At 64.2% G+C, this 23,660-nt stretch carries 21 protein-coding genes and 1 pseudogene; 7 read left to right on the plus strand and 15 right to left on the minus strand.

The features are described 5' to 3' along the window. Positions 1–39: 39 nt before the first annotated feature. The 4 genes and pseudogenes from AC1DHL_RS01095 to metE form a co-directional block, all read right to left on the minus strand. A complete protein-coding gene (locus AC1DHL_RS01095; RefSeq protein ID WP_478159912.1) occupies positions 40–306 on the minus strand; it encodes a hypothetical protein in 267 nt (88 codons plus the stop codon). Beyond that, the gene (locus AC1DHL_RS01100; protein ID WP_478159914.1) at positions 281–1,141 is read right to left on the minus strand and encodes an isocitrate lyase/PEP mutase family protein; all 861 of its coding nucleotides are present in this window, start codon (positions 1,139–1,141) and stop codon (positions 281–283) included. Before AC1DHL_RS01100 ends, AC1DHL_RS01095 begins: the two co-directional genes overlap by 26 nt. Before the next feature lie 33 nt (positions 1,142–1,174). Beyond that, positions 1,175–1,264 (minus strand): annotated as a pseudogene (locus tag AC1DHL_RS01105) (PrpF domain-containing protein); the annotation flags it as partial. 92 nt (positions 1,265–1,356) lie between these two features. Beyond that, positions 1,357–3,648, minus strand: a complete 2,292-nt coding sequence (gene metE, locus AC1DHL_RS01110; protein WP_478159916.1) for a 5-methyltetrahydropteroyltriglutamate--homocysteine S-methyltransferase — start codon at positions 3,646–3,648, stop codon at positions 1,357–1,359. Between the two features lie 108 nt (positions 3,649–3,756). On the opposite strand from metE, the gene AC1DHL_RS01115 reads away from it, so the two are divergent. Continuing rightward, positions 3,757–4,656 carry a LysR family transcriptional regulator gene (locus AC1DHL_RS01115; RefSeq protein ID WP_478096363.1) on the plus strand — a complete coding sequence of 300 codons (900 nt, stop codon included), beginning with the start codon at positions 3,757–3,759 and terminating at the stop codon, positions 4,654–4,656. A 15-nt stretch (positions 4,657–4,671) separates the two neighbouring features. Here AC1DHL_RS01115 and AC1DHL_RS01120 read toward each other — a convergent pair whose 3' ends face one another. The 6 genes from AC1DHL_RS01120 to AC1DHL_RS01145 all read right to left on the minus strand — a co-directional run bounded on the left by AC1DHL_RS01120 (position 4,672) and on the right by AC1DHL_RS01145 (position 10,331). After that, on the minus strand, positions 4,672–4,926 hold the full coding sequence (locus AC1DHL_RS01120) for a hypothetical protein (RefSeq protein WP_478159918.1): 255 nt from the start codon (positions 4,924–4,926) through the stop codon (positions 4,672–4,674). Positions 4,927–4,938: 12 nt separating this feature from the next. Next, complete coding sequence (locus AC1DHL_RS01125; protein ID WP_478159920.1) at positions 4,939–6,153, minus strand: pyridoxal-phosphate-dependent aminotransferase family protein; 1,215 nt, start codon at positions 6,151–6,153, stop codon at positions 4,939–4,941. A 102-nt stretch (positions 6,154–6,255) separates the two neighbouring features. Then, entirely contained in the window at positions 6,256–6,654 is a 399-nt protein-coding gene (locus AC1DHL_RS01130) for a hypothetical protein (RefSeq protein WP_478159922.1), read from the minus strand. A 75-nt stretch (positions 6,655–6,729) separates the two neighbouring features. Continuing rightward, on the minus strand, positions 6,730–7,443 hold the full coding sequence (locus AC1DHL_RS01135; RefSeq protein ID WP_478159924.1) for a hypothetical protein: 714 nt from the start codon (positions 7,441–7,443) through the stop codon (positions 6,730–6,732). Between the two features lie 12 nt (positions 7,444–7,455). After that, positions 7,456–8,472 carry a phospholipase D-like domain-containing protein gene (locus AC1DHL_RS01140; protein WP_478159926.1) on the minus strand — a complete coding sequence of 339 codons (1,017 nt, stop codon included), beginning with the start codon at positions 8,470–8,472 and terminating at the stop codon, positions 7,456–7,458. A gap of 8 nt (positions 8,473–8,480) precedes the next feature. Next, the gene (locus AC1DHL_RS01145; protein WP_478159928.1) at positions 8,481–10,331 is read right to left on the minus strand and encodes an ABC transporter ATP-binding protein; all 1,851 of its coding nucleotides are present in this window, start codon (positions 10,329–10,331) and stop codon (positions 8,481–8,483) included. 285 nt (positions 10,332–10,616) lie between these two features. On the opposite strand from AC1DHL_RS01145, the gene AC1DHL_RS01150 reads away from it, so the two are divergent. Together AC1DHL_RS01150 and panD are read left to right on the plus strand one after the other, a co-directional pair. Continuing rightward, positions 10,617–12,002 carry an aldehyde dehydrogenase family protein gene (locus AC1DHL_RS01150; RefSeq protein WP_478159930.1) on the plus strand — a complete coding sequence of 462 codons (1,386 nt, stop codon included), beginning with the start codon at positions 10,617–10,619 and terminating at the stop codon, positions 12,000–12,002. A gap of 126 nt (positions 12,003–12,128) precedes the next feature. Continuing rightward, positions 12,129–12,530, plus strand: coding sequence for an aspartate 1-decarboxylase (gene panD / locus AC1DHL_RS01155; RefSeq protein WP_478096348.1), 402 nt, complete (start codon positions 12,129–12,131; stop codon positions 12,528–12,530). A gap of 22 nt (positions 12,531–12,552) precedes the next feature. Here panD and AC1DHL_RS01160 read toward each other — a convergent pair whose 3' ends face one another. From AC1DHL_RS01160 to AC1DHL_RS01180, 5 genes are read right to left on the minus strand one after another with little or no spacing between them, the layout of a single operon-like run. Further along, positions 12,553–14,235, minus strand: a complete 1,683-nt coding sequence (locus tag AC1DHL_RS01160; RefSeq protein ID WP_478159932.1) for an ABC1 kinase family protein — start codon at positions 14,233–14,235, stop codon at positions 12,553–12,555. A gap of 3 nt (positions 14,236–14,238) precedes the next feature. Beyond that, the gene (locus AC1DHL_RS01165; protein ID WP_478159934.1) at positions 14,239–15,960 is read right to left on the minus strand and encodes a Cj0069 family protein; all 1,722 of its coding nucleotides are present in this window, start codon (positions 15,958–15,960) and stop codon (positions 14,239–14,241) included. Next, the gene (locus tag AC1DHL_RS01170) at positions 15,957–16,121 is read right to left on the minus strand and encodes a hypothetical protein (RefSeq protein WP_478159936.1); all 165 of its coding nucleotides are present in this window, start codon (positions 16,119–16,121) and stop codon (positions 15,957–15,959) included. Before AC1DHL_RS01170 ends, AC1DHL_RS01165 begins: the two co-directional genes overlap by 4 nt. A 5-nt stretch (positions 16,122–16,126) precedes the next feature. Continuing rightward, entirely contained in the window at positions 16,127–16,996 is an 870-nt protein-coding gene (locus tag AC1DHL_RS01175) for a hypothetical protein (RefSeq protein ID WP_478159938.1), read from the minus strand. Continuing rightward, the gene (locus AC1DHL_RS01180; RefSeq protein WP_478159940.1) at positions 16,984–18,066 is read right to left on the minus strand and encodes a type IV toxin-antitoxin system AbiEi family antitoxin; all 1,083 of its coding nucleotides are present in this window, start codon (positions 18,064–18,066) and stop codon (positions 16,984–16,986) included. The genes AC1DHL_RS01175 and AC1DHL_RS01180 overlap by 13 nt, the downstream gene beginning before the upstream one ends. A gap of 289 nt (positions 18,067–18,355) precedes the next feature. Here AC1DHL_RS01180 and AC1DHL_RS01185 point away from each other — a divergent pair, with 289 nt between their 5' ends. From AC1DHL_RS01185 to xsc, 4 genes are all read left to right on the plus strand, one after another. After that, positions 18,356–18,757 (plus strand): nuclear transport factor 2 family protein, encoded by a 402-nt coding sequence (locus AC1DHL_RS01185; protein WP_478159942.1) that lies wholly within the window; start codon positions 18,356–18,358, stop codon positions 18,755–18,757. Between the two features lie 15 nt (positions 18,758–18,772). Next, positions 18,773–20,191: an NAD(P)/FAD-dependent oxidoreductase gene (locus AC1DHL_RS01190; RefSeq protein WP_478159944.1), complete on the plus strand. Its 1,419-nt coding sequence runs from the start codon at positions 18,773–18,775 to the stop codon at positions 20,189–20,191. A 12-nt stretch (positions 20,192–20,203) separates the two neighbouring features. Next, entirely contained in the window at positions 20,204–21,643 is a 1,440-nt protein-coding gene (locus AC1DHL_RS01195; RefSeq protein WP_478159946.1) for an amino acid permease, read from the plus strand. Positions 21,644–21,811: 168 nt separating this feature from the next. Next, positions 21,812–23,635, plus strand: a complete 1,824-nt coding sequence (xsc, locus tag AC1DHL_RS01200) for a sulfoacetaldehyde acetyltransferase (RefSeq protein WP_478159948.1) — start codon at positions 21,812–21,814, stop codon at positions 23,633–23,635. Positions 23,636–23,660 lie beyond the last annotated feature (25 nt).

A 23,660-nucleotide genomic window follows, 5' to 3' on the forward strand; every position in this document is an offset into this window, starting at 1 on the left:
TGCTATGGATCACTCAATGGCGGATAGACGAGGTTTTCCCTAGTCCGGAGTCCGCGCATGTGACTGAGAGTCGCATCGGAGACACTTGAATAGTTCGGTCTTAAAGGGTTGCCCCAATGTGCCGGCCACACCCTCGATCAGGTAGTCCATCTTCTCGAGGATCGGGTCGTAGTTGCCGTAGCCCTTGTCCAGCACCACCGCGCCGGTGTTGCTCTTTACGGGCGCGGTCCAGATCGGCTTGCCGGCCTTCAGGTCGGCGATCGCAAGGCGGGAGTACAGCTCAGGTGTAGCGCTTTTCCAGCGCATCCCACTCGGGCTTGCCGACCAGGCGCTGGCGTTCAGCGAACGGTGTCACCAGCGCCGGGTCCTCGTCGATGCGCCTGGTGTCGCGCAGCACCGCCAGCGCCTTTTGCATGCCAGCCACGGCGCCTTGCAGCGCAGCGTTGGCATACAGCACGATGCCGTAGCCCAGTCCGCCCAGTTCCTCGGCACCGAAGATCGGCGTCCGGCCACCGATCACCATGTTCATCAGTTGAGGCTTGGCCAGCCGCTGGGGCAATGCGCAGATCTCCTCGGCCGTGGTCACGGCTTCGACGAACAGGATGTCTGCACCGGCCTCGGCGAACTTCCGGGCGCGCTCGACGGCAGCTTCGAAGCCTTGCATCGCGCAGGCGTCGGTGCGCGCCAGGATGAGAAAGTCCGGGTCGTGCCGGGCATCGACCGCCGCCTTGATCTTGCTGACCGCCTCCTCGGTCGAAATGACTTCCTTGCCCGAGAAATGCCCGCAGCGCTTGGGGGCGACCTGGTCTTCGAGCTGAATGCAATCGGCGCCGGCACGCTCGAGCACGCGCACTGTGTGACGCACGTTCAATGCGTTGCCGAAGCCGGTGTCCGCGTCGACGATCAGCGGCACGCTCACCGCATCGCGAATGCGCGCCGTGTGGTCGGCGATCTCGTGCAGGCCCATGAAGCCCTGGTCCGGCATGCCGAACCACATGTTGGTGACGCCGGCTCCGGTGACGTAGATGGCTTCGTAGCCGAGGTCTTCGATGACCTTGGCCGACAGCGCGTTGAACGCGCCGGGCACGATCACGCCACGGCGGGCTTCGGCCAGGGTCTTGAGTTGTTTGCGGGTGGACATTCGAGATTCCTTTGAGATTCAATAATTGTCGCCAGGCACGTCTTGAGGGCGGAAGAAGACGCCCTTGCTGGTGCCGCCGCGCATGGACGTGGCGGGGACCTTGATCTGTGGAGCGTGTGGCATCAGGCAGATTGTGCAGATGCAAAGAAGTCTTGCGCAAGACGTTGCAGCACGCCGCCGGCCTCCTAGATCGAGACCTCGTCGGCCGTGGTCGCTCAGGCTGTCGCGCGCAGGGTCCTGGCGGCTTCCACCATGTGGGTCAGCGCGGGAATCACTTCCGCCCACTGGCGCGTCTTCAATCCGCAGTCCGGATTCACCCACAGCCGCTCGGCCGGAATGCGCTCGGCGGCCTTCCTCATCAGTTGCACGATGTGCGCCTGCGTCGGAATGTTGGGCGAGTGGATGTCGTAGACGCCGGGTCCGATTTCGTTCGGGTAGTTGAAATTGTCGAATGCATCGAGCAACTCCATGTCCGAGCGCGAGGTCTCGATCGTGATGACGTCCGCATCCATGTCGGCGATCGACGCGATGATGTCGTTGAATTCCGAATAGCACATGTGCGTGTGAATCTGCGTCTCGTCGTCCACGCCGTTGGCGGTGATGCGGAAGGACTCGACGGCCCAGTCGAGATATGCCTTCCACTGCGCCTTGCGCAACGGCAGGCCTTCGCGCAAGGCTGCCTCGTCGATCTGGATCACGCGCACGCCGGCCTTCTCCAGATCGAGCACTTCCTCGCGGATGGCGAGCGCCAATTGCTTGCAGGACACCGAGCGCGGCTGGTCGTCGCGCACGAAGGACCAGTTCAGGATCGTGACCGGTCCGGTCAGCATGCCCTTCACCGGCTTGTCGGTCAGCGACTGCGCATAGCGGATCCACTCCACCGTCATCGCCCTGGGGCGCATGATGTCGCCGAACAGGATCGGCGGCTTCACGCACCGCGAGCCATAGGATTGGACCCAGCCGAATTGGCTGAAGGCATAGCCATCGAGTTGCTCGCCGAAGTACTCGACCATGTCGTTGCGCTCGGCTTCGCCATGCACCAGCACATCCAGGCCCAACGCCTCCTGCTCGCGCACGCTGCGGGCTATTTCCGCCTGCATCGCGGCCTTGTAGGCCGCTTCATCGAGTTCACCGGCCTTGAACTGGCTCCGCGCCTGACGGATCTCCGCGGTCTGCGGAAACGATCCGATGGTGGTGGTCGGGAAGGCGGGAAGCTTCAGCCGGGCCGCTTGCAGCGGGGCACGTTGTGCGTAACCGCTCTTGCGCTGTCCAAGCTTTGCATCGAGCCGGGCCATCGCTGCCTTGACCGCCGGGTTGTTGACGCGCGGCGAAGAGCGACGCGTCGCGATGGCGGCATGGTTGGCTGCCAGCGCATCCTTGACTGCATCGCGGCCCTGATTGAGGGCTGTCGACAGCACCTTCAGTTCGTCCAGCTTCTGCAGTGCATAGGCAAGCCATGGCTTGACTTCCGGGTCGAGCTTCTGCTCGCTTGCCAAGTCGACAGGCACATGCAGCAGCGAACACGATGGGGCAATCCACAAACGGTCGCCCAACTGCTGCGCGATCGGCTCGATCCAGTCAAGGACCGCGGTCAGATCGGTCTTCCAGATGTTGCGGCCATCGATCACGCCCAGCGACAGTACCTTGTGGGATGGCAACAGGTTCAGCAATGGCTTCACGTCGTCGCGCCCATTGATCGCGTCGATGTGCAGACCTGCCACTGGCAGGTTGACCGCGAGATAGCGGTTGTCCAGCAACTCTCCGAAGTAAGTAGCCAGCAGCAGCTTGATCCGACCGCCCTTGAGTTGGTGATAGGCGACGTTGAAGGCATGCTGCCAGTCGGCATCGAGCTCGGTGACCAGCAAAGGCTCGTCGATCTGCACCCATTCGACGCCCTGCGCAGCGAGCGTGGCGAGCAAGTCGGCGTAGACCGTGAGAAGGCGCGGCAGCAGGGCCAGCTTGTCCGATCCGTCCTTCGCCTTGCCGATGGCCAGGTAGGTGACGGGCCCGATGATCACTGGCTTGGCCTTGACGCCTTGTGCCTTGGCTTCTGCCAGTTGTTCAAGCAGGCGGGCGGCATCGAGTTGGAACTCGGTCTGCGCAGTGAACTCCGGCACGATGTAGTGGTAGTTGGTGTCGAACCACTTGGTCATCTCGCCGGCGGCGACCCCACCGCAGCATGCGCTGTGGTCGTCGGTGCCTTGCGCCGAGCGTCCGCGAGCGACCCGGAAATAGTTGTCGAGCGCGTCGCCGTGGAACCCCCGCACGCGCTCGGGCAGATTGCCCAGCGTGAAGCTCATGTCCAGCACCTGGTCATAGAAGGCGAAATCGCCGACCGGGGCGAGATCGAGGCCGGCTTGGTGCTGCCAGTGACGCTGGCGCATCTGTGCGCCCAAGGCTTTCAGCTCGTCGCGTGACGATGTGCCCTTCCAATAGGATTCAAGCGCGAACTTGAGTTCGCGCTTCGCGCCGATGCGGGGAAAACCAAGACTGTGCGTATGGACCATGAGACTGCTTCGAATGCTTCGGATTGCGGGAAGACGCGATCCTAGGCTCCGAGGTCCATGAAGTAAAATGGTCTTATTTCAACGATCGATTAATTTCATTCATACCAAATGCTGGAGCGAATTCATCTGTCCATCGTGCAGGAAGTCGCCAGGCAAGGCTCCCTCACCGCAGCTTCGGCCACGCTTTGCCTCACCCAGTCGGCCCTGAGCCATGCGATGAAGAAACTCGAGCAGCAGCTGGGCACTGCGATCTGGCATCGTGAAGGCCGCAGCCTTCGGCCCACGCAGGCCGGCGAATATTTGCTCGCCGTGGCCAACCGGGTTCTGCCTCAGCTCGACGTCGCGGAAGAGCGTCTCCGGCAATACGCCCAGGGCGAGCGCGGCACGCTGCGCATCGGCATGGAGTGCCACCCCTGCTACCAGTGGCTGCTCAAGGTGGTGGCGCCGTATCTGGCCGGGTGGCCCGACGTCGATGTCGACGTCAAGCAGAAATTCCAGTTCGGCGGCATCGGCGCGCTGTTCGGTTTCGAGATCGACCTGCTGGTAACGCCCGACCCGCTGTTCAAGCCGGGTCTGCGCTTCGAGCCGGTGTTCGACTATGAACAGGTCCTGGTGGTCGGTGCCAGCCATCCGCTGGCGTCAGCCCCCTATGTCAAGCCGAGGCAACTGACATCGGAGGTCCTGATCACCTATCCGGTGGCGGCCGAACGGCTCGACGTCTACAACCAATTCCTGATGCCGGCCGGCATCACTCCCAGGCGCCACAAGACCATCGAGACGACGGACATCATGCTGCAGATGGTGGCCAGCGGCCGCGGCGTGGCGGCCCTCCCCCGTTGGTTGGTCGAGGAGTACGCGGGAAAGCTGGAGATCGTTCCTGTCCGGCTCGGCCGCCATGGGATCGCCAAGCAAATCTTTCTCGGAGCACGCGAGTCCGACCTGGAAGTGGACTACCTGAAGGCCTTCATCGAGCTGGCGCGCCACGTGCCCGCACAACAAAAGGCATGACCCGCCCGCGAAGTATCAGCGAATCGTCGAGAGCCGCCCGGGCGCGGATCCACCCGCACCGCAATCCCTCAGCAGTTCGGCGGACTGAGTGACTTGATCGGCCATCCGGTCGTTCAGCGAGCCCCACACGCGGTACACGGGGCGAATGACGAAAAGCCACCCGAGACCGGCAGCAAACGCGATGAAGGCGGACACGAACAACCAGTGCATCGATTCCATCCGGGATTCCTCTTGTTCTTGTTGATCCCGGAGTTTCTTGCCTGTGCCCATGGAAAAGCATCCTCAATTTTGGTGAGGAAGGGCCAGCGTATCCGAGGCCAGGCTGGCGACGGCGCGCTCCATGCCTCCACGGCCGAAAGGAATGCCCTGTACCGTCATCGCCGCCTCGACACCTGCGAGGCAGCCGAGGATCATTGCCGGGTTCATGTCGCCCAGATGGCCAATGCGGAACGCGCGGCCCGAGAGCGGACCCAAACCACCAGCGATCGCGACCTGGAAACGCTCGCGCGCGACGCCGCGCATCGCTTCCGGGTCGATGCCTGGCTCGACTGCGATGGTTGTGACGGACACCGAGCGCGATGCCGGCGTGCGGGCAAAGTAGCGCAGCGCACCCGCCTCGCTCCAGCAATCGACCGCCGCATGCACCGCGTCAGCGATGCGTCGGTGACGCGCGATGACTTCGTCAAGGCCTTCGCGGAAGATCAACTCCAGCGATGCCTCCAGGCCGGCCAGCAGGCTCTGCGGCGGCGTGCCGCAGAACTTGCGATACGACTGCGGGCTTTGCCGCCGCCGCCAGTCCCAATAGAAGCGAGGCGCTGGATTGCGGTGAGAGACTTCCATCGCTTGCGCATCGACCGCGACGAATGCGAGCCCCGGTGGCACCATCAGCCCCTTCTGGCTGGCGCCGAGCGCGACATTGATGCGCAACGCATCCATCGCGAACGGTGCGGCCGCGAGCGATGCGACCACGTCGACCACCAGGAGCGCCGGATGTCCGCTTCGATCGATCGCCGCTCGCAACGCGGCCAGATCGCTGGTGATGCCGCTGGCCGTGTCGGTGTGGACGACGAAGACCGCGGCGATCTCATGTTCCGCGTCATTGCGCAGCGCAGCCTCGACATCGGCCGGATCGATCGGCAACCCTTCGACCCACGGCGTGCGAATCACGCGGCCGCCCATGCCTTCGGTCTGCAGTGCCCAGGATTCCGAGAAGTGCCCGGTGCCGGCCACCAGCACCGCCTGCCCCGGCGCTATCAGATTGGCGATCACCGCCTCCCAGGCGCCGTGGCCGTTCGCGGCATAAAGGTACACCTCTGATTGCTCGGTTCCGAGCAGGCGCTTCAGTCCGGTCTCACAAGACGCTATGCATCGGTCAAGGCGCGGGTCGCCCAGATCCATCGGCTGGCGGCTCATGGCGTGCAGGACCTCGTCGGGCACCCGGGTCGGGCCGGGAGAATGCAGGAATCGGTGGCCTGGCAGGCGGGTGAAGTCGTTCATGCTGGGATGGCTCGAGGCAATGGAGCGCCGATGCTAACGCTCGGCGAAGCGTGCCCATGGTGCGCGACGACGCAGGTCTCACACCCGAAGGAGTTGGCGCAGTCACGTTCTGCGACTGTGGAGCATCCAGGCACCCATGCCGAGGGCGGGGTCAAGAATCGCAAAGGCTCCAAACGTATGTGGAAATATGCCAGCGATCACCAACGGCACGAGCACCAATGGAACGAGGATCACCCGGTCGAGCACGGAAGCGGGGCCGAAATTTCGCCCCCCGGAACGACCACCGAACACATAGAGCCAGCCGATGACGGCGACCGTCATCCCGAGTACTCGGAAGAGCGCTCCTTCGTTTCCAACGAAAGGAGGATCGAACAAGAGCGTCTGCACCGCGCCCGGCCACACAACGAGCAGGCCTCCGGCCCCGAGGTAGATATAGCCGTTCATCACCGAGTACTTCGATGCCATGGACAAGTTGGCTGGCTGGGCGAGAAGATCACTCATGAACGACATACCGTTCTCCTTGGCTGAATTCACTGGTACCAATGCGCGCACGACGACCCAACTCACGCACCGACACTAGCAACCGCTGCCCAGCGCCGTCTTGCTTTCGTGCAGAGGCTTGACGCCACGCTCCATGAGCGGACGCGCGACCCGGCCCGCAAATTTCTCCAGGTCGGCGGCGGTGTCCTCCCCATTCCAGGACACCTCGATGGAGAGCGCCCCCTTGGGCAGGCTCCAGCGTTCGATCTTGATGCCTTTCGCCTGCGCGCGCAGCACGTGGCTGGTGCAGCCGAGCGGCTTTGCCTTGAATCGCGCCGGCAACAGGAGCTCGACCTCGCCGTCGACCTGGCAGCTGAGCGAGTAGCTCTTCCTCGTTCCGCCGTCGGCCGTCCAACCGACATCGACTTCACTTTTGGCCTTCGCGCTCGCCTGGGTCGGAAATGGGCACTTCCAACCAGCCAGCGCATCGGCACCCGGGAACGGTTGGGCGCTTCGTTCCTTGTACATGGATTCGTGCGCATGCCCGGAGGACCGCTGCCGGACGATGGCGGTGTACCCACCGGCCGCATCGGAAGGCTGCTTGATCGAGAAATACCGGACCTTGAAAGCCTTGTGTTTCCCGCTAGGCAGCTGAAGCAAGTCGGCCACCTCTTCGATCGTCTTCGGCCCGCCCTCGGCCGGGTCCCAGCGAATGGCGAACTCCGCAGGAGCGGCTGCAAGCGCGGTGCTGGCCAGCGAGAGCCACGCCGCGGCCGCGAGGACCGCGCGAGCGCAAGTGCGCACCTTCATCGAGTTCAGCCTTCAGCCTTTGCCCTTGTGCTTCTTTGGCTGGCTCGAGCTTCCGTCGAGCACGAGATGACTCGGATCGAGTTCGCGCTTCTTGAGATCCTGCAGCAGACCTGCATCGCTGAGATCGATCTTGTGCGAGGACTCCCAGTCGCGCAGCGCGGTTTCCTCCAGCCGTTGCACGGTGCCGGGATCGTCGGTCTCGATCGCCAGTTCGCGCCGGCCATCGAAGCTGCCGGGCGCCAGGTTGATCGACCCGACGATGGCACGCTTGCCGTCGGCCAGCATCATCTTCGCGTGCAGCTTCAGATGCTTCATCGTGTGCACCTTGACGCCGACATCCTGAAGGATCCGAAGGCCGCCGACGCCCTCGATCAGCTTGTCGACCTTCAGCGAATGGGGTGGCTTGGTCAGGATGTGGACCTTCACTCCGCGCACGGCCGCGCGCACCAGTCGTTCGATGATCACCATGTCCTGGTAGCGTTCGTTCTGCACCCAGAGCGTGCTTTGTGCCGAATCGACGAAAGCGGCCACGCGCTCACGGCCGTTGTCAGGGCACCAGATCAGCCGCGACTCGGCGTGAGGCGCGAAGTCCTCGTGCGCCCAGTCGGCGTCGAAGCAGGCGACCATTTCGCGCGTCTCGAGGTCGTGGGTGGTGATGACCGCGTAGTCGCGCGTCTCGGTCAAGTCCCTCGGTTCCCAGTTCAGCGACTCGACGAAGCCGGTCTGATGGTCGACCACCATCGACTTCTGGTGGGTCAGGCTGAACTTCGGATTGCTGTCGCGCACCTCGATGCCTGCGGCGACCAGCTTGTCGCGTGATTCCTCGTTCTCGCTTTCGCCGCTGCGGCGCGCCGGGTTCAGCATCACGCGGACCTTGACGCCGCGTTGTTTGGCAGCAATGACTGCCTGGAGCAGCGTCTCGTCGGTGAACAGGAACATCCGGATGTTCAGCGCGATCTTCGCCGCGTTGATCGCATCGAGGATGGGCTTCGCCGTATCGTCGGGCAGGACAATCAATTTGTGCGACATGGTGGGCCTCATGCGGATACGGCAACGGTGGACGGCTCGGATTCGTATTGGATGCGGTGCAGTTCGGCGTACACGCCGCCGAGCGCGACCAGTTCGTCATTGGATCCTTCTTCGACGACGACGCCGTCCTTCAGGACGATGATCTTGTCGGCGTCGCGAATGGTGCTGAGCCGGTGCGCGATCATGATCACGGTCCGCCCCTTCATCAGCCGTGTCAGTCCCTCGATCACGAGGCGCTCCGATTCGGTGTCGAGCGCGGCGGTCGGCTCGTCGAGAATCATGATCGGGCTGTTGCGGATCACCGCGCGCGCGATGCCGATGCGCTGGCGCTGCCCGCCGGACAAGGTGTCGCCGCGCTCACCCACCACCGATTCGTAGCCGTGGGGCATGCGGCTGATGAATTCATCGGCATTGGCAAGCTTGGCCGCGGCGACGATTTCTTCCTTGCTGGCGCCCGGCTTTCCATAGGCGATGTTTTCAGCGATGGTGCCGCGGAACAGCACGGTTTCCTGCAGCACGAAGCCGATCTGCGAACGCAGCGCGGCGAGCTTGTACTTGCTGATGTCGTGGCCGTCGATCAGCACGCGCCCGCCGGTGGGATCGTAGAAGCGCGGCATCAGGCTGACCACGGTCGACTTGCCGCTGCCGGTAGGCCCGACAATGCCCACGACCTGGCCGGGCTCGATGGTGAACGAGACGTCGCGCAGCACCTGCGGCTCATCGGCACCGTAGCCGAAGGCCACGTGCTCGAAGGTGATCTTGCCCTCGGCCCGACCTGGATCGACCGCGTCGGGTCGCTCATGGATGACCTCGTCGGCGCCGAGGATCTTCTGGATCCGCTCGAGTGCCACCGTCGTCTGCGCGATCGTGCTGGCCATGCTGGCGAGGTCCTTCACCGGCTTGAAGAACTTGTTGAGATAGGCCAGATACACGGTCAACGCGCCCGCGGTCATCGTGCCGGCGATGATGAGCGAAGTGCCTTTCCAAAGCACGATGCCGGTGCAGAACGCAACCACGACGGCAACCACCGGCGACAACAGCGACTTGACCTTGCGCGCCCGCAACGCGGTTTCGACCGTGGCGTGGCTTGCGGCTTCCATGTGGGTCACTTCGAGATCCTGGCGACCAAAGGCCTTGACCGCGCGCACCGAGCCCAGGCCTTCCTGGACGACGGCGACGACCTCGCTCTGCCGCGCGCGAACGTCGCGCGTGACTTCCTTCACCGCCTTCTTGAAGCGGAACACGAACAGCAGCAGGAAGGGCATCACCGCCACCGCGATCAGCGTGAAGTCCCAGTCCAGCCAGATCATCAAGCCCAACATGAAGATGATGGTCAGGAGGTCGATGGTGATGCCCAGCGTCGACGATGAAGCGAAGTTCTGCACCGTCCCCACATCGCTGGTGATCGTCGACATCAAGGTCCCTGTCTTGGCGCTGTCGTAGAACGCGAGGGACAGCCGATGCAGGTGCTCGTAGATGCGCAGGCGCAGGTCGTTCGCGACCCACTGGCCGATGCTGGCGGTGTAGTAGTTGTCGATGTAGGTCGCGATGCCGCCGATGACCGCGATCACCAGGGTCGCGATACCGGCGAACAATGCGACGCCGAGGGTGTGGCGGCCAATGCCAAGCTGGTGCGCCCATTCCAGCCACGACGGCAAATGGTGCTTGCCGAGCGCGTCGTCGAGCACCAGCTTGAGCGGCCAGGGTGCCGCCAGGCTCATCAGGACTTCGATCAGCATCGCGATCAGCACGATCACCAGCCAGGCGTGATAAGGCTTCATCAAGGCCAGCACGAGGTGCGTCATGTCCTGCCTCTGCGCCTTGGCGGCGCGGGTGGCGACAACGGTCGCTGAATCCAACGGCGCCGCCGGCGGTTCAGGTGCAACCGTCGCTTCGGAGGGAATCGGTATTGACATGGCGAATGGCCCAAGGGCTGGCTTGCCTGGATTTTCGATTCGAATGTGCCGACGGCACATCCCGGGGGCCACCTACTGACACGTACGTGATGCCTCGCGATTTGATGCACTCACCCGTGGCCACCGGGATTGACCCGTCGTATGCGCGGTTCGACGATGTCGACCTTCGATGTCGACCTTCGATGGCGGCGCCGGTCTCTCGCCTATCTGCAACAGGAGCCCATCAACATGTCATCTCCCGACTTCGCCCCACTCGTCGCCAGCCAGAGAGCCTTCTTCCTGGAAGGCCATACCCGACCCGCGGCGTGGCGCAAGACCCAGCTGGAAGCGGTCAAGGCCTTGTTCACCGACCATCACGACGAACTGTGCGACGCGCTCTGGAAAGACCTGAGGCGCAACCCGAACGACGCCGACCTGATGGACGTCGACTATTGCGCGAAGGAGGCCGCCTACGCGCTCGAGCACATCGACACCTGGATGAAGCCGATTCACGAACCGATGCCGCTGGTGTTCGAGCCCGGCTACATCCGGGTGAATCGCGACCCCTTGGGCGTCGCGCTGATCATCGGCGCGTGGAACGAACCTTTCATGCTCGTCTTCGGGCCGCTGGTGGCTGCACTGGCCGCAGGTAACACGGCCGTGCTGAAGCCCTCCGAGATCGCCACGCACTGCGCGGCCGCCGCGGCGCGCCTGGTGCCGAAGTACTTCGACCCGCGCGCGGTCGCGGTCGTCGAAGGCGCCGTGCCCGAGACCACGGCACTCCTTGCGCAGAAGTGGGACATGATCTTCTTCACCGGCAGTCCGCCGGTCGGCAAGATCATCCATCAGGCCGCGGCCAAAAACCTGACGCCGTGCGTGCTCGAGCTCGGCGGCAAGAGCCCCACCATCGTCCATTCGTCGGCCAACCTGAAATCGGCCGCGCGGCGCATTGCCTATGGGCGCTTCCTGAATTCGGGCCAGATCTGCACCGCGCCCGATCACGTGCTGGCATGGCCGGAAGTCAAGGACGAATTCGTGCAGCACATGAAGGACACGATCCGCGAGTTCTACGGCGATGACCCGAAGCAGAGCCCGGACTATGGACGCGTCATCAACCGCCGCAGTTTCGATCGCCTCGCCGGCCTGCTTGGGAGCGGCAAGGCGGTCGCCGGCGGTCAGTCCGACCCTGATGAGCTGTACATTGCGCCGACCGTGCTGGTGGACGTTGCAATCGACTCTCCGATCATGAAGGAAGAAGTCTTCGGACCGATCCTGCCCGTGCTCGAGATCGACTCGGTCGAGGCGGTCATTGAATGGGTCAACAGCCGTCCGAGCCCGCTCGGTCTCTACATATTCGCCGAGGACAAGCATGTGGCCGACAAGATCCTGTCGGCCACGCGCTCCGGCGACGCGGAAGTGAACGACTGCACCATCCATCCGCTTTTTCCGGAACTCCCGTTCGGTGGCGTGGGCAACTCCGGCATGGGCAAGTACCACGGACGATGGGGTTTCGAGGCCTTCACCAACGCCCGCGGCGTGCTCCATCACAGCAGCAGTGTCGACCCTGGCGTGCGCTATCCGCCTTACGAGAAGCATGGTCTCGAGCGCACCGTCGTGAACAAGCTGATGCCGTAGTCGCTGCGGCTTCATGACCCTCGCACTGGCACATCTCCACGGCTTTAAACGCACGCCGGCGTAGCGCAAAGGTCGGTTATCGTTCGTCCGTTCATCCCTTTGTACAGAGAGAAAGAGCTTTCCCCCATGTTCCGTACGCTGCTCAAGTCCAAGATCCACCGTGTCGCGGTCACTGATTGCGAACTGCACTACGAAGGCTCCTGCGCCATCGACGAAGACCTGCTGGACGCCGCCGGCCTGACGGAGAACGAGCAGGTCCATATCTGGAACATCAACAACGGCGAGCGCTTCGTGACCTACGCGATCCGCGGCGAGCGTGGAAGCGGCATCATCTCGGTCAACGGCTCGGCCGCAAGGCGCGCCGCCGTGGGCGACCTGATCATCATCGCGGCCTTCGGACTGGTGCTGGAGGAGCAGGTGGCCACGCATCGGCCGAAGCTGGTGTTCGTCGACGACGCCAACCGCATCAAGGAAGAGCGCGCGCACGTCCCCGTGCAGGCAGCCTCGAGCGAGGCTGTCGCGGTCTGATGCCCCAGGCACCTGGCCGCTCTCAGTGCGACCGCGTACGCCAAATCGACAGCACGACCCACACGCTGTTCACGAATGCGAGCAGATAGCCGAACGAGCCGAGCACCGTGAAGATCGGGATGCCGAAGACTTGCGGACCGGAGGTGACCGTCATCACGATCGATGAGCCGATGACGACCGAGGCGGTCATGATGCCGATGGTGATGCGGTTGATCGTACGGTCGAGCTTGTGCACGAAGATGTCGAGCCGCTTCAGATCGAAATCCATTCGCAGGCGGCCGCGGCGCGCATCCTTGAGCAGCCGCGCAAGGTCGCGCGGCGCGGCTCGCATCAGATCGAGAAACTGGCCGACGCCCGCGCCACCACGGCGCCCCAATGCCGCCGGCGCGTAACGCGCGGCGAGCGCGCGCTCGACATAGGGCTTCAGCCGGTCGGCGAGCACAAACTCCGGATCGTATTTTCGTCCGGAGCCTTCCAGTGTGATCAGCGCCTTGAACATCAGCGTGAGGTCGGGTGGCAGCACGATGCCGTGCGTTCGCAGCATCGCCGTGATTCGACCGATCAATTCGCCGATGCGCATGTCCTTGACTGGCAGGTCGCCGTAATCGGCCACGAGTTCGTCGACGTCGGCGGCGAGCCCTTCTTCATCGACCGCCTCTGCACCGGCCCAGTCGAGCAGCACATCGACCATCGGCTCGCTGTCGCGGCGCGTGATCCCGGCCAGCAAATCCATGATCTGATTGCGGCGCCCAGGCGACAGCCTGCCGGTCATGCCGAAGTCGATCATCGCGATGCGATTGCCCGGCAGGTAGATCACGTTGCCGGGGTGCGGGTCGGCCTGGAAGAAGCCATGCTCGAGAATCATCTTGAGCACGTTGTCAACGCCGCGCTCCGCGAGCAACTTGAGATCGAGTCCGGCACGCTCCACCGCGGCCAGGTCCTCGCCGCTGATGCCGTCGATGTGCTCCTGCACGTTCATCACTTCGCTGGTCCACTGCGGGAAGACGTGCGGGATGAGGACGTGTGGCTCGCCCCGGAAATTGCGTTCAAAGCGCTCGATGTTGTGCGCCTCGGTGGCGAGATCCAGCTCGCGCATTGTCGAGCGGCGAAACTCTTCGACGACGTGCACCGGCTGATAGCGGCGCATGTCGGGTACTTCCTTTTCGACGAACTGCGCGAGACGCGACAGAAGCCGCAGGTCGGCCTCTACCTTGGCTTCGATGCCGGGGCGGCGGACCTTCAACACGACCGCGCGGCCGTCGTGCAATCGCGCGCGATGCACTTGCGCGATAGAGGCGGCCCCCGTCGGTTCCTCTTCGAGATCGACGAAGGCTTCCGCGTGCGGCATGCCGAGCGACCGCTCGATCACCGGCAGGATCTGTTCGAACGGCACCGGCGCCGCGTTACTGCGCAGGCGCGCGAGTTCCGTTGTCCACTTCGGTGGAAGCAGGTCCTCGCGCAGCGAGAGCATCTGCCCCAGCTTGATGAAGGTGGGGCCGAGCTCTTCGAGAGCGAGACGCAGACGCTGTTGCGGTTCGAGCTGCGCACTATGCGTCACTTGGCCCCAATGGAGTATTTCGCCAGCGCGCTCCAGGAGCGAGGCGACGCCGAGCCGCCGCACGAGATCGCCGAGTCCGTGGCGGATGAATACCAGGCTGATCTCGTGGAGGCGCGGCAGGTCACGCACCGCACTGGCCTCGCGCACGACCTACTTCGCTTTCTTGATTTCCGACTGCTGGCGCAGCGCGTCTGCGAATCCGGCAAGCAGCCCGCTGGTAAGCATCGTCATGTGGGCGCCGTATTGGCGCACGGAGTCGATCCCTGGCGCCGAACCCGCGCGATACGAGCCGATGCGATTGGCGAATTCGCTCATCACCTGCGCGAAGCGCACGCTGGCATCTGCGCCGACACGCTGCGCATGCAGCGAGAGATCGACGAGTTCACGGCGCAGGTTGCCGGTGGTGGCATCGGCAATCCGGTCGGCGACCGCGACGTAGTCCTGCTGCAGTATCTGCAGGGCCGCGAACGCATTCTTCAGATCGTTGTCGGAAAACTCCTTGCCGCGCGCCACCAGCGCCTGCAGTGCCGCGTGGGTCGCCAGCGATGAAGCGTGCAGCGCCTCATCAAGGCCGCGGATCGCCTCCGCGAAGGCCTCCCGTGCCTGCGCGCCCTCGAGCGGCGGCTTCGACACGCCGCCGCTCATGGTCCGCACGACTTCCTTGACGCCCTCGGTGTCGAGGCGACCGCCCGCCAGCATCTGCGCGGTCAGTTCGCGCACCCGCTCGCGGATCGCCTGTTCTTCGGCCTGCGCTTCAGCCGGCGCGGAGGCAGCGTTCCCCGCCGGCGCTGTGGGATCGGTCATTTCGCGCCCTCCTGTGAAACGATGGGGAGGAGAGGATAGACCAATTCGCGCCTTCACGGCCGCCACCAGCGGCTCGATCGACGAAGGCGGGAAGGGCGAGACACTGCTGACGTTGATCTCGCAGAGCACGAAGCGTTCGGGTTGATCGGCAGTTGGCTCGCCGAGCATGAAGTCGCAGTCCCACAGCATCGGCAGCTGCACGCGCGTCAACCCGAGGCGTTGTTGCAGTTGCGCGATCCATTGCGTTTCCAGTTGGCGCTTCAGCGTCTGGAATCGCGGCAGATCGGCGCCGTGATAGAGACGTGGCCCGGGCGTGGGTGCCGCTTCACCCAAGCGTGCCGGATACAGGGCATTGATCGCCTGGTGGCCGAAGCCGGTCACGCGGTCCTCGACCAAATAGGCGCGCACCATGCCGTCGACCAGACGCGGTTGCCAAGGCTGGTCGATCATGTGACCACCGTTGGTAGATTCGAAATACGGCGCCATGCGCTGGAGCAATGTCGGCAGGTCGATGTGCTCCTCCTCGCTGCCGCGTTGCGCATGCCGCACGCGCAGCAGCGGCGAGTCTTCGATGCGCTCGACCCGCCACACGCCGATCCCGCCATGCCCTCGATATTGCTTGAGCACGCGCGCTCCGTGGCATAGGCGATCGGGCAGGCCGGCTGCGAGGTCGTCGAGGCTGTCGACGTAGACCGCATCGCTGCCGAAGGGCAGGTCGCGCGTTTCGACCAGCACGTCCTTGGTCCCGAGGCGCAGGATGGTGTCGGGATGCGTGCTGACGAAGACGCCAGCCTGCGCGGCTTCGCGCAAGACGGCGTCGAGCCGGTCACGGCGGCGGCCGGCCTCTACCGGGTTGCACCAAACGAGCACGGCGTCGACGCCTCGCAACTGCACGACGACTTCATCGGCGAAGTCATCGTGGTAGACGGCGGGTGCGGCGGCCACGTCGGCGGCTGCGAATGCGGTGAATAGCGCCGCAAAGCGGCTTTCGCCAGGGTCGCTTCGGTCGCGTGCCGCGCGGTCCCCCGGGTAGAGCAAGGCCACAGAAACGGGGCGTGCTGTGGTCATGGCGCGGGCTTGTCATTGTTCCGCTGCGCATAGTCCTCGCTGCGATCGAAAAGCTGACGGTAGGTCGTGGCCTCCTCGGCGGAGCGTGGCTGAACAGCCATCAACCAGGCTGTGCCACCTTCGCGCAGGCATTCGAGGTTGTTGAACGGCACTTGCGCCACGGTACCTATCCTCTCAAACCAAGTGCGCGCAACCAGGCATCTACCTGACCGAAAGCATCCTGCTGCCACTGCTCGGGGCTGCGTTCACCGAGCACTTTCGTTTCCTCGACAAAGCGACGCACACAGGTCGGTCCGAAACCATCAACGGTGTCGAACTTGCCAGCAATGAATCCGTAGCCTGCCGCACCACTGTCATGATTGAGCAAAGGCCGGCATTCCTCGGCCAACGCCTCCGGCCCTCCGGGGAAGTTCCGGACGCAGTAGTAGATGTCATAGGCGTCTTTCTGCTTGTAGCGCCCCTCGATCGCATGCCCCTTCATGGCCAGAAGGGCCGGTATCGAACTAACCGCGATCTCGACGCGGTTCGTACCACCGGCGGGCATCGAGCCGGTGATCGCCACCAGTTGATAGAAGCGAAGGGCCAGATCAGCGCCGTCCGCTCTTTGCACCGCGAAGTCGCTGATCAGCGGCGGCACGTTCTTGGCGATCTCGGCATTGCGAGGCATCAAGAAGTCGACAACGATGTCGATCGGAGCACCGCCATCTTCGGTCGCGATCTGGCGAACGAGCTGAAAACGCCGAAGGTCATGACGCTGCTGGTAGCCGTGCCCCTGCAGAGCCTCGACCAGCGTGGCGTATTCGCCGTCACCCAAGGCCTCGGAATCCAGACCGAGATCCACATCGAGCGTGCCGACGTGCGGCATGTCCTCACTGCCAAGCAGCAGCCACGGTACGGCACCGCCGACGATGGCGAACTTGCCCTTGAAACTTCCGAGGATCTGGCCGATTTCGATCAGCACCGTTTTGACGGCCGCCGTGGTGCGGTCGTCGTAGTCGGCGGCGGACTGTGGCTCACCTGGGGTCATTTCTGCCATTTCAAACTTTCTTGTCGTAGATAGTCGGCCGCCTCCCGCCCCCGCTCCCCTGCCGCGGCGAGATCCAGGTACGTCTGGACAGGGCTGGTGCAGATAACGCCAGGTGCCGGCTCCACCATGTCGCGGAATACGCCGAGATCCTTGAGCAAGGTCACCGTCACGTTCTCGCCTTTCGAGGCGGAAGAAAGCTTCAGGCCCGACCGTAGCTGGTCAAGACCAGCATCGTCCGCATAGAAGTACTGCGTACCGGTGCGGCCATACGGCGCAAGCCAGTGCGCCGCCGAGAAGGATGCCATTGCCAAAAGTCCCGTTTCACGCTCCGCGCTCATCACTCGCCGCGCAGCCTCCTCGAACCAACTGCCGTGCAACGTCGTGTAGAAACTCATATGCCGGCCAACTGGCGACTCGTAGGCGTCGCGCCATTCATCGAGAAGCGCGTCGGGCTCGGACAGGTACAGGCCCTCGCCGGACACTTGCGCCCACTCGCGATCCAACAAGCCAACGCGCACATTGCTTACATGGCCCAGGCTGACCTCGGCGGCCTCTGCAAGTTCGGTGACGCGCCATGCTCGCTGCGGATCCCGAAGCATCACGCGCAACACCTGGGCGGACTTCGGCTTGAAAAGCGACCTGAGTTCACGCCGCTCCGCCGCAGGCTTGCTCGCAACCTGGCGCTCGATGAAAACACTGCCGAAGGCCAACCTCGCGTTGCCTTCCAGGTCGAGGTAGCCCACCTCGTGCTCGCGGCACAGCGCCTGGGCTTCAGGCGACAGGTAGGGAGCGATGAAGACGGGCGCGGCATCCTTTGCTTGATCCGCGACGAACGCCCGTAGCTGCAGAAGCGCCAGCCGGACGTGGCGCGGCTGGCCACTGGACTTCACTTCGCAGACCAACGCCTGTCGCCTGCCATACACCTCGAGGTGCGCCACGATATCGACCCCGTGATCGGGGGGCAGCGCCTCGTGCTCGATGTCCAGAAGCTTGATCGCGGGCACCTGCTCCAGGAGCAGGCGAAGAGCACTCGCTGCCTGGCGTTCCAAGTCTTTCATCAAATCAGCGGCTTTCAACATTCGTTGAAATTACCATTTCCGATGAAATCGTCAAGAGTATTTCACCAACGGCACCTATTTCAGCATTTGCTGAAATATGTCAAACTGGTGAAATACATCGATTTTAGGGACCGAGGGCAGTGCCGCCTCATCGATGTTCTGGACAGGCCCGCTGAGGTGCAGACAACCCAGTGCGGTCCAGCCTGGCTCCAACAATTGCCGTGATCTGGTGCCACGGCCATGCGTCATCGGCTCATACGCTGCGTACATCGCACAACGCATGAACCGAAACCCGCATGGAGACACACGCATGACCACCCGGCACGCCACCCCGCCCGACGCGCGATTCCTGCAAGCGTTCGCAGACGCCTGGAACGCGCACGACATCGACGCACTGATGTCCTTCATGACCGACACCTGCGAGTTCCATGCCGTCGGCGGCCCCGAACTCCTCGGCCGCAGTTTCATCGGCCGCCAGGCCGTGCGAGAAGGCTTCGAACTTGCCTGGAAGAACTTCCCCGATGCCGCCTGGCTCGACGGCGACCATTTCGTCTGCGGCGACCGAGGCGTGTCGGAATCCACCTTCCGCGGTACCAAGGCGGATGGCTCGCGCATCGAGGCGCGCATGGTCGACGTCTTCACTTTCCGCGATGGCCGCATCGCCGTGAAGAACGCCTATCGCAAGGATCGCCCGGCCGTACCGGCCGTGTGATCGCTGGAGTTCATCATGGAAATGAGCGCCCGGCACCTCTCGCCTCTCACCCCCTACGACCCGCAGTACGACCCGCTGGTGGCATCGAACCCGGGCCGGGGACGCAACTACGCGCCGACCTACTGGGTCGGCACGGCCGGCACGCCGCCGCCGGACGATGGCCCCATCCTGGGCGACGCTGACGCCGACGTGGTCATCGTCGGCTCGGGATTCACCGGCCTCGCCACTGCCCTCTTCCTGGCGCGCGAGCACGGTATTCGCGCAACGGTGCTGGAAGCCAACCAGAGCATCTGGGGCTGCACCAGCCGCAACGGCGGCCAGGGCCAGAACGCCAGCGGGCGGTTGTACCGCTCGCAATGGATCGAGCGCTGGGGCAAGCCAACGGCGCTCAAGCTCGACGCGGAGATCCGCGAAGGCTTCGAGACCTTCAAGAGCCTGGTGGCCCAGGTGCCCTGCGACGCCCAGTCCGGCGGCCACTTCTACGTGGCGCACCGCGAACACAAGATGGAGTTCCTGCGCAACGAGGCCAAGGTGATGCGCGAGGTGTTCGGCTACGACACGCGCATGCTCAGCGCCGAGGAATTGCGCGCCAGCTACTTCAACGAAGCCGAGGCTTGCGGCGCCATGCTCGAACCCGACGGCGTCGGTGTGCATCCGCTCAAGCTCGCGCACGGCTACCTGCGCATGGCGCGTGCCCTGGGCGTCAAGGTGCATCCGGCCAGTCCGGTGATCGGCATGGAAACGCGCAACGGCGTTCATTTTCTGAAGACGCCCACCGGCACCGTGCGCGCCCGCGCCGTCGGCCTCGCGACCGGCGGCTACACGAGCAACGGCCTGCACAAGAGCCTGGACTCGAAGATCATGCCGATCCTGTCGAACTCGCTGGTGACGCGTCCGCTCACGCCCGAGGAACTGGAAGCGACCAACTTCCGCACCACGACCTTCATCACGGACACGCGCACGCTGCGCTTCTACTACCGCAAGCTGCCCGACAACCGTGTGCAGATCGGCAGCCGCAGCGCCATCACCGGTGCGGACGCGCCCGATCCCCGCCACATGCAGATGCTCGTGTCCGGCTTGCATCGCAAGTTCCCGGCCTTGAAGGGCATCGACATCGACTACTCCTGGTGGGGCTGGGTGGATGTGAGCCACGACATGATGCCGCGCGTGATGCAGCCCGATCCGAAGGAAAGCGTGTTCTACGCACTGGGCTACGGCGGAAACGGCGTGAGCTTTTCCGCCCACGCCGGCCGTCGAATGGCCGAGCGCATCGCCGGCAAAAAGAGCAAAGTATTCGAGTTGCCGATCTACAACTCGCCGCTGCCCTATCCCAATGTGCTCAACCTGGTCGAGTCGCGCGCCTTTGCACCGTTTCGCCGGCTTGGCCAGCGCGCGCTCTACCACTGGTACCACGCACGCGACGAGCGGCGGTAGCAGGAGACATTGATGCAAGCGCACAAGGATCCGAAGTCTTCCTCGGGGCTGCAGTGCAGCCTCAAGCAAAGACACATGACGATGATCGCCCTGGGTGGCGTCATCGGAGCCGGCCTGTTCGTCGGCAGTTCCGTGGTCATCCAGTCGGCGGGCCCGGCCGCCATCCTCTCGTTCCTGATCACCGGCGGACTCGTTGTGCTGGTCATGCGGATGCTGGGCGAAATGGCGGTCGCCATGCCGGCCGTCGGCTCTTTCTACGAGTACGCGCGGCTCGCCTTTTCCGACCGGCCGTCGGGCGGCGCGCTGGCGGCCTTTCTCACCGGTTGGATGTACTGGTATTTCTGGGTGATCGTGGTGGCAGTGGAGACCGTGGCCGGCGCCAAGCTGCTCTCCTTCTGGCTGCCGGACGTGCCGCAGTGGATGCTGGGGCTGGGCCTGATCGTGCTGCTCACGATGACCAACCTGGCCTCTGTGAAGTCCTACGGCGAGTTCGAATTCTGGTTCGCCTCGATCAAGGTCGCGGCCATCATCGTGTTCCTCTTCCTGGGTACGCTCTTCGTGCTGGGGATGTGGCCCACGAATGTGACAGGCACCGTGTCGCCCGGCCTCTTCAACTTCACGGCGCACGGCGGCTTTGCGCCCAACGGCATCGTGCCGATCCTCACCGGTGCGGTGGCGGCCACGGGCTTCTACTTCGGCGCGGAGATCGTGACGATTGCGGCCGCCGAAGCGGCTGAGCCCGAGAAGGCCGTCGCCAAGGCCACCCATTCGGTGATCACCCGCGTGCTGGTCTTCTACGTCGGCTCGATCCTGCTGGTGGTCGCCATCGTGCCGTGGAACTCGCCTGCGATGGCGACGCCATATGTCAGCGCACTGGCCGCCATGGGCATCCCCGGCGCAGCAACGGTGATGAACGCCATCGTGCTCACGGCCGTGCTCTCGGCGCTGAACTGCGGCCTCTATGCCTCGTCGCGCATGCTGTTCGCACTGACCAAGCGCGGCGATGCGCCCAAGGCCTTGACCAAGCTGAGCCGCAACGGCGTGCCGGTGCGCGCCATCCTGGTGGGCACGGTGTTCGGCTACGCCTCCGTCGTCATGTCGTATGTGTCGCCCGACCGCGTCTTCCAGTTCCTGGTCGACTCCTACGGCACCGTGGCCATCTTCGTCTACGTGCTGATTGCCGTCTCGCAATTGCGCCTGCGTGCCAGGCTGGAGCGTGAGAGCCCGGAGCGGCTGCGTGTGCGGATGTGGTGCTACCCCTATCTGACCTGGGTCGCCATCGTCGGCATGGTCGGCATCGTGGTGGCGATGGCCTTCATTCCCGAGCAGCGCCAGCCCTTGCTGCTGGGTGTCGCCAGCCTGGGCGTGCTCCTTGTCGCCTACGGCGTGCGAGCCGTGTTCTGCCGCCGCCCCGCGGCGGCCGTGCCGATCGTCCCAGCGCTCGAGCGCTGAAACGCCCGGGGCCGACCCCGGCCTTGGCTCCATCGAAGGTTGCGCCCTGGCTCCACAGCGCCAGGGGAGGCCTCCCTAGCATCCAAGAACCAACCCGCGCTTCCCTTTCCTGGCGCGTCAGGCGCCGCTTTTCCCCAACCGACCCCGAGACCCATTGGAGACTTCAACATGACCAAGCAAGCACCCCGTGTCGACATCCGCAACGTTGCTGTCGGCCCCCAGAAGATGACGCCCTCCGAGGCCTTCGTCGAGACGATGGTCGCCAACGGCGTGACCGACATGTTCGGCATCATGGGCTCGGCCTTCATGGATGCGATGGACATCTTCGCGCCAGCCGGCATCCGCCTGATTCCCGTCGTGCACGAGCAAGGCGCCGGCCACATGGCCGACGGCTATGCCCGCGTCAGCGGCCGCCACGGCATGGTCATCGGCCAGAACGGCCCCGGCATCAGCAATTGCGTGACGGCCATCGCCGCGGCCTACTGGGCGCACAGCCCGGTCGTGATCGTCACGCCCGAAACCGGCACCATGGGCATGGGCCTCGGCGGCTTCCAGGAATGCAACCAGCTGCCGATGTTCCAGGAGTTCACCAAGTACCAGGGGCACGTGACGCACCCGGCGCGCATGGCCGAATACACCGGTCGCTGCTTCGACCGCGCCATGTCCGAGATGGGCCCGACGCAACTCAACATTCCGCGCGACTACTTCTATGGCGAGATCACCGCCGAGATCCCGAAGCCCCAGCGCCTGGACCGCGGCCCCGGCGGCGAGAAGACCTTGAATGAGGCGGCCGAGCTGCTGGCCACCGCCAAGTTCCCCGTCATCATTTCCGGTGGCGGCGTGGTGATGGCCGATGCCGTCGAAGAGTGCAAGGCCCTGGCCGAGCGCCTGGGCGCGCCGGTGGTCAACAGCTACCTGCACAACGACTCCTTCCCCGCGAGCCATCCGCTGTGGTGCGGCCCGCTGGGCTACCAGGGCTCCAAGGCTGCGATGAAGCTCATCGCGCAGGCTGACGTGGTGGTGGCGCTCGGATCGCGCCTGGGCCCCTTCGGCACGCTACCGCAGCACGGCATGGACTACTGGCCCAAGACCGCGAAAATCATCCAGATCGACGCGGACAACAAGATGCTCGGGCTGGTCAAGAAGATCTCCGTGGGCATCTGCGGCGACGCCAAGGCCGCGGCCATTGCGCTGACCGAGCGGCTCGCGGACAAGACCCTGGCCTGCGACGCCACCAAGGCCCAACGCGCCGACAGGATCGCCAGCGAAAAGGCCGCGTGGGAAAAGGAACTCGACGCGTGGACCCATGAGAAGGACGCCTTCAGCCTCGACATGATCGAGGAACAGAAGAAGGAAAAGACGCCCTTCGGCGGCAACTACCTGCACCCGCGCCAGGTGCTGCGCGAGCTGGAGAAGGCCATGCCCAAGGATGTGATGGTGTCCACCGACATCGGCAACATCAACTCGGTGGCCAACAGCTACCTGCGTTTCGAAAAGCCGCGCAGCTTCTTCGCCGCCATGAGCTTCGGCAACTGCGGATACGCCTTCCCGACCATCATCGGCGCCAAGGTGGCCGCGCCGCATCGGCCAGCGGTGTCCTATGCCGGTGACGGCGCCTGGGGCATGAGCCTGATGGAAACCATGACCTGCGTGCGCCACGACATCCCGGTGACGGCCGTCGTGTTCCACAACCGCCAGTGGGGCGCGGAGAAGAAGAACCAGGTCGACTTCTACAACCGCCGCTTCGTGGCGGGCGAGCTCGAGAACCAGAGCTTCGCGGAAATTGCCCGGGCCATGGGCGCCGAGGGCATCACCGTCGACAAGCTGGAAGACGTGGGCCCGGCGCTCAAGAAGGCCATCGACATGCAGATGAACGAAGGCAAGACGTGCATCGTCGAGATCATGTGCACGCGCGAACTGGGCGACCCATTCCGTCGCGATGCCCTGGCCAAGCCGGTGCGCCTGCTCGAGAAGTACAAGGACTACGTCTGACGCCGCAGGCACGCCCCAACGAAGC

Source organism: Variovorax sp. 10L426 (assembly GCF_056395305.1).

Excerpts from the sequence above, each read along its gene's own strand:
- AC1DHL_RS01095 (WP_478159912.1), bottom strand. The coding sequence starts at position 306 with ATGCGCTGGAAAAGCGCTACACCTGAGCTGTACTCCCGCCTTGCGATC.
- AC1DHL_RS01100 (WP_478159914.1), bottom strand. The coding sequence starts at position 1,141 with ATGTCCACCCGCAAACAACTCAAGACCCTGGCCGAAGCCCGCCGTGGC.
- metE (WP_478159916.1), bottom strand. The coding sequence starts at position 3,648 with ATGGTCCATACGCACAGTCTTGGTTTTCCCCGCATCGGCGCGAAGCGC.
- AC1DHL_RS01115 (WP_478096363.1), top strand. The coding sequence starts at position 3,757 with ATGCTGGAGCGAATTCATCTGTCCATCGTGCAGGAAGTCGCCAGGCAA.
- AC1DHL_RS01120 (WP_478159918.1), bottom strand. The coding sequence starts at position 4,926 with ATGGGCACAGGCAAGAAACTCCGGGATCAACAAGAACAAGAGGAATCC.
- AC1DHL_RS01125 (WP_478159920.1), bottom strand. The coding sequence starts at position 6,153 with ATGAACGACTTCACCCGCCTGCCAGGCCACCGATTCCTGCATTCTCCC.
- AC1DHL_RS01130 (WP_478159922.1), bottom strand. The coding sequence starts at position 6,654 with ATGAGTGATCTTCTCGCCCAGCCAGCCAACTTGTCCATGGCATCGAAG.
- AC1DHL_RS01135 (WP_478159924.1), bottom strand. The coding sequence starts at position 7,443 with ATGAAGGTGCGCACTTGCGCTCGCGCGGTCCTCGCGGCCGCGGCGTGG.
- AC1DHL_RS01140 (WP_478159926.1), bottom strand. The coding sequence starts at position 8,472 with ATGTCGCACAAATTGATTGTCCTGCCCGACGATACGGCGAAGCCCATC.
- AC1DHL_RS01150 (WP_478159930.1), top strand. The coding sequence starts at position 10,617 with ATGTCATCTCCCGACTTCGCCCCACTCGTCGCCAGCCAGAGAGCCTTC.
- panD (WP_478096348.1), top strand. The coding sequence starts at position 12,129 with ATGTTCCGTACGCTGCTCAAGTCCAAGATCCACCGTGTCGCGGTCACT.
- AC1DHL_RS01165 (WP_478159934.1), bottom strand. The coding sequence starts at position 15,960 with ATGACCACAGCACGCCCCGTTTCTGTGGCCTTGCTCTACCCGGGGGAC.
- AC1DHL_RS01175 (WP_478159938.1), bottom strand. The coding sequence starts at position 16,996 with ATGGCAGAAATGACCCCAGGTGAGCCACAGTCCGCCGCCGACTACGAC.
- AC1DHL_RS01180 (WP_478159940.1), bottom strand. The coding sequence starts at position 18,066 with ATGTTGAAAGCCGCTGATTTGATGAAAGACTTGGAACGCCAGGCAGCG.
- AC1DHL_RS01185 (WP_478159942.1), top strand. The coding sequence starts at position 18,356 with ATGACCACCCGGCACGCCACCCCGCCCGACGCGCGATTCCTGCAAGCG.
- AC1DHL_RS01190 (WP_478159944.1), top strand. The coding sequence starts at position 18,773 with ATGGAAATGAGCGCCCGGCACCTCTCGCCTCTCACCCCCTACGACCCG.
- AC1DHL_RS01195 (WP_478159946.1), top strand. The coding sequence starts at position 20,204 with ATGCAAGCGCACAAGGATCCGAAGTCTTCCTCGGGGCTGCAGTGCAGC.
- xsc (WP_478159948.1), top strand. The coding sequence starts at position 21,812 with ATGACCAAGCAAGCACCCCGTGTCGACATCCGCAACGTTGCTGTCGGC.